The organism is Nevskia soli, from assembly GCF_903970205.1.
Taxonomy (GTDB): Bacteria; Acidobacteriota; Terriglobia; order Bryobacterales; family Bryobacteraceae; genus Bog-113.
The window spans coordinates 1-4099 of record NZ_CAJCHS010000293.1 but is presented as its reverse complement, the minus strand read 5'-3'; the positions used below and the strand labels follow the sequence as shown (position 1 = coordinate 4099).

The following is a 4099-nucleotide window of genomic DNA, read 5'->3' as shown; positions in this document are numbered from 1 at the left end:
GCTCCATGCGAAGTCGCCGAATAGCTGCTGGCAGCCGAGGAACCAGACGGCGCGGGCTGGGTACAGTCCCGCGGCCGGAATCAAAAGGTAAGCGAAGCCCATGAAGATGGTGGCGGTGAAGAAGGCGTGCCCCGTCCCCAGACGGTTCGAGATCCGTTCGGCGAGCCACGCTCCGAGCAACGCTCCGACGCCACCGAGCGCGATCGTAAAGCCGAGGGCGATGCGGCTCATCCCGAGTTCGCGAACCGCATAGAAGATGTAGAAACTGAATGCGCTCCCCATGCAAAGGAAGGCGGTCATGGCGCGCAACGCAAGTGCGCGCAGCAAGGGCCGCTCGCGAATCACCTTCGCGCCGGCCAGCGCTTCTTCGAGCCAGTGGGATTGGACGGAGGGCGCCCGCTGAGTTTCGCGGCCGCGAATCGCGATCACCGAGGCTGACGATACGAGGAAGGATGCCGCGTCGATCCCGATGGCGAGCGGCGCGGAGATCGCCGTCACCAGAATGCCGGTGAGGCCCGGACCTAGAATCTCGGCCGCGGCGCTCCCCATCCCAAGAATGCGATTGCCTTCCGCCAGTGCCTCCGGTTTGACGAGCGACGGCAGATAGGACTGATAGGCGACGTCGAAAAGAACCGTGAGTATCCCGGTAAGTGCGGCGACGAGGACAAGCTGCCAGTAGTTGAGCCAGTGCAGGATAGCCGCCAGCGGAATCGTGCCGAGCAGCAAGGCGCGCCCGATATCCGCGCCGATCAAGACGGGCCGCCTTGAAACGCGATCGACGATCACGCCCGCAAACAAGCTGAAGAGCAATGCGGATGCGCTTCCCAGTGCGGCGAGGATGCTCATCTGCGGCGCGGTAACCTGCAGGGTCAGCGCGGCGGTGAGCGGTATGCCTTCGCGCGAGATGCGCGAGCCAATCTCGGAGATAATCTGGCCGATCCAGAGCTTGCGGAAATCCGAGTTACGAAGAGGTCCTTGCGCGTTTTCGTTTTTGTTTGGGCTTTTGTTTCGACGGCGGCTCGGGCTCGATGAGGGCGAACTGGAGCTTGCGCTCGGCGGGATCGACGCGCTCGAGGAGGACGTGGACGCGTTCGCCGACAGCATACTCGCGGCGGGTTCGGGCGCCGATGATTTTTCGGACATTCTCGTGATAGATGAAGTGATCTCCGGGTAGGGAGTCGATTGGGACCAATCCCTCGATGAAGAGCTCGGTGAGCTCGACGAAGAGACCGTGACGGGTGACGGAAATAACCAGCGCATCGAACTCTTCGCCAACGCGCGATTCCATAAAGCGCGCCTTCTTCCATTCGACGAGCTCGCGTTCGGCTTCGGCGGCGCGGCGCTCGTTGGTGGACGATTGGCTCGCGACGGCAGCCAGTTCCGTTGGACTGCCATAGGTTTGTTTGTCGAGCCATGCACCGAGCAGACGGTGGACGACGAGGTCGGGATAGCGGCGAATGGGCGAGGTGAAGTGGGTGTAATGCGAAGCCGCAAGCGCGAAGTGACCTTCGTTCTCGGTGCTGTAACGGGCCTGCTTGAGCGAACGCAGCATCAGGAAGCTGAGGATGCGCTCTTCGGGCGTGCCCTCGATTTTGGCCACCAGCTTCTGATACATGCGCGAGGTGATGCGAACGCTTTCCTTGGGGATTTCGACAGCGCGCTGCTTCTTGCTGCCGTCGCGGCGTTTGTCTGTATATCGGAAGCGATCGACCGGGATCGCGCCGACGCCGAGTGAGACGCCGAACTGCGCCGCTACTTCTTCGAATTCCATCACGCGCTTGGGATCGGGCAGTTCGTGGATGCGGTAGATCACCGTTTAGGCGACACGTTCCAGGTGCGCGGCGACGGCTTCATTCGCGGCCAGCATGAACTCTTCGATGATGCGGTGCGCGATGTTGCGGACCGAACGGACAACGCCGGTCATGGCCCCGAACGGATCGAATTCGATGATGGGCTCGGGGAGATCGAAATCGATGGAGCCGCGGCGGACGCGCTTCTTGTTGAGGATCAGGGCGAGATCGCGCATCAGCCTGAACTGCGCGACCAGAGCCCCGTAGCGCTCTTGCAGGTGCGGGTCGCCTTCCAGAAGCGCGTGGACATCCGTGTACGTCATGCGCTCGGCGCTGCGGATGATGCCGCGGGTGAATTCGCTGCGCGTGATCTCACCCGCGGGGTCGAATTCAAGCAGCGCGCTCATCACCAGGCGATCTTGCTGCGGGACGAGCGAACAGATGTCGGTCGAGAGTTCGTAAGGAAGCATGGGCACGGCCCTATCCGGGAAGTAGACACTCGTTCCGCGTTCGAGTGCTTCCTCGTCGATTGCGGAATGCGGCCGCACGTAATGGCTGACGTCCGCGATGTGAACCTGCAGCGCAAAGCAGCCGTTTTGCAGGCGTTCCACGTGGACGGCGTCATCGAAATCGCGCGCGGTTTCGCCGTCGATGGTGACGATCGGAAGTCCGCGGAAGTCGCGGCGATGCCGGAACTCGTCATCGCTTATTACGCGGGTGATGCTTTGCGCCTGATTCACAGCGTCGGCCGAGAACCGGTGCGGCAGGTGGAATTTGCGGATGATGATTTCGACGTCGATGCCGAAATCGCCGGGGCGGCCGAGGATTTCGACAACGCGGCCCACCGGCGGCGATTCGTGGCGCGTGCCGACGTCTTCCGCGTATTCGAGGATTTCGACGTTGACGATGACGCCGTCGAGGTCGGATGGATCGCTAACGACGATCGGCGTCGCGCCGATGCGATCGCGCTGTGCTTCGGGCGGCGGGAGCGCGAGGTCGAGTGGAATCTCGATCCACTCGCGCAGGCGCTCGTCGTGCGGCACGACAAACATGCCGCGCTTGGTGATCCGGAACTCGCCCACAACAGTTGGGTGCGCGCGTCGCAGGATGCGGAGAACTGCGCCTTCCGCCCGGCCATCGCGTGGCGGGCTGACGCGAACGACCGCGCGATCGCCGTGCATCGCGCCGGCGAGCGAATCGGGCGGGATGAAGATGTCGCCCTGAATGCCTGGGATGGGGCGGTCGGAGATGAGGAATCCATAGCCGTCGCGATGCCGGCTGATGCGGCCGACCGAATACTCGCGGCTCTTGGACGTCGCGACGTAATGACCCGACTTGAGCTCGATGATTTCACCGCGCTTTACCAGAGCCGCGAGTCCGCGTTCGATGGCGCCGCGGTGCTCGGTGCGGGCATGAAGCTCTTTCAGGAGCTGCTTGAAAGTGGCCTTGCCGTGGGGAAGACGCGCGATGTGGGCCAGCAGTTCGGTATCGGTCATGGGCAAGTCATCGAGGAGCCGCGCGCGCGCCTTTCACACGCCTTTATACTGAAAAATAACGCGATGGGCGCTTTGCCGATTGATGATACCCTGCCCCGCAAGCAATCCGTTCTCGGGGTTGGAGTGAGCACGACCAGTTATGCGGGCGTTTCGGCGATTTGCGATCGATGGGTTGCGGAGCGTCGCGCGGGGATACCCAGTCAACGGGCGCGATTCGTGACCGTGACTTCCGTACACGGCATCGTGTCCGCATTTTTCGAGAAGCGGTTTCGGGACATTCTGAATCACGCGGATCTGACTACGCCCGATGGGATGCCGGTCGTTTGGGCGATGCGTTCGTTCGGGGTCGCGGGGCAGACGCGGGTGTACGGGCCGGACCTCATGCTGACTCTCTGCGCGAGCGCCGCGGAGAAGAAGCATCGCTTGTTCTTCTACGGTGCGCGGCTCGAAACGCTGCAGACGACGGCGGCTAAGCTGACACAGAAGTTTCCAGGGCTGGAGATTGCCGGGATGATTTCCCCGCCCTTCCGCGCACTGACCGAGGCTGAAAGTGAAGCGTATGCCCGCCAAATCCGGGAATCGGGCGCCGACATCGTGTTCGTTGGACTCAGCACGCCAAAGCAGGAAAACTGGATGATTGCGAATCGCGACCGGCTGCCAGGGCTCGTGTTATTCGGAGTCGGAGCGGCTTTCGACTTCCACGCGGGGCGCGTGGAGCAAGCGCCCAAATGGATGCAGCGCAATGGTCTGGAATGGTTCTTCCGGCTGACCCGCGAGCCCACCCGGCTCTGGAAACGATACTTACTGATCACG

2 protein-coding genes and 1 pseudogene are annotated in these 4099 nt (G+C 62.5%); 1 reads left to right on the top strand and 2 read right to left on the bottom strand.

Features of this window, described 5'->3' with window-relative positions:
• Positions 1-939 (bottom strand): MFS transporter (locus tag H1Y01_RS12935; RefSeq protein WP_367399787.1); only part of this gene is annotated, 939 nt, incomplete at its 3' end.
• Between the two features lie 22 nt (positions 940-961).
• Positions 962-3286 (bottom strand): annotated as a pseudogene (locus H1Y01_RS19540) (ribonuclease R family protein).
• Between H1Y01_RS19540 and H1Y01_RS12925 the strand changes: the two are divergent.
• Positions 3242-4099 (top strand): WecB/TagA/CpsF family glycosyltransferase (locus H1Y01_RS12925; protein ID WP_180540933.1); only part of this gene is annotated, 858 nt, incomplete at its 3' end. The pseudogene H1Y01_RS19540 and the gene H1Y01_RS12925 overlap by 45 nt on opposite strands.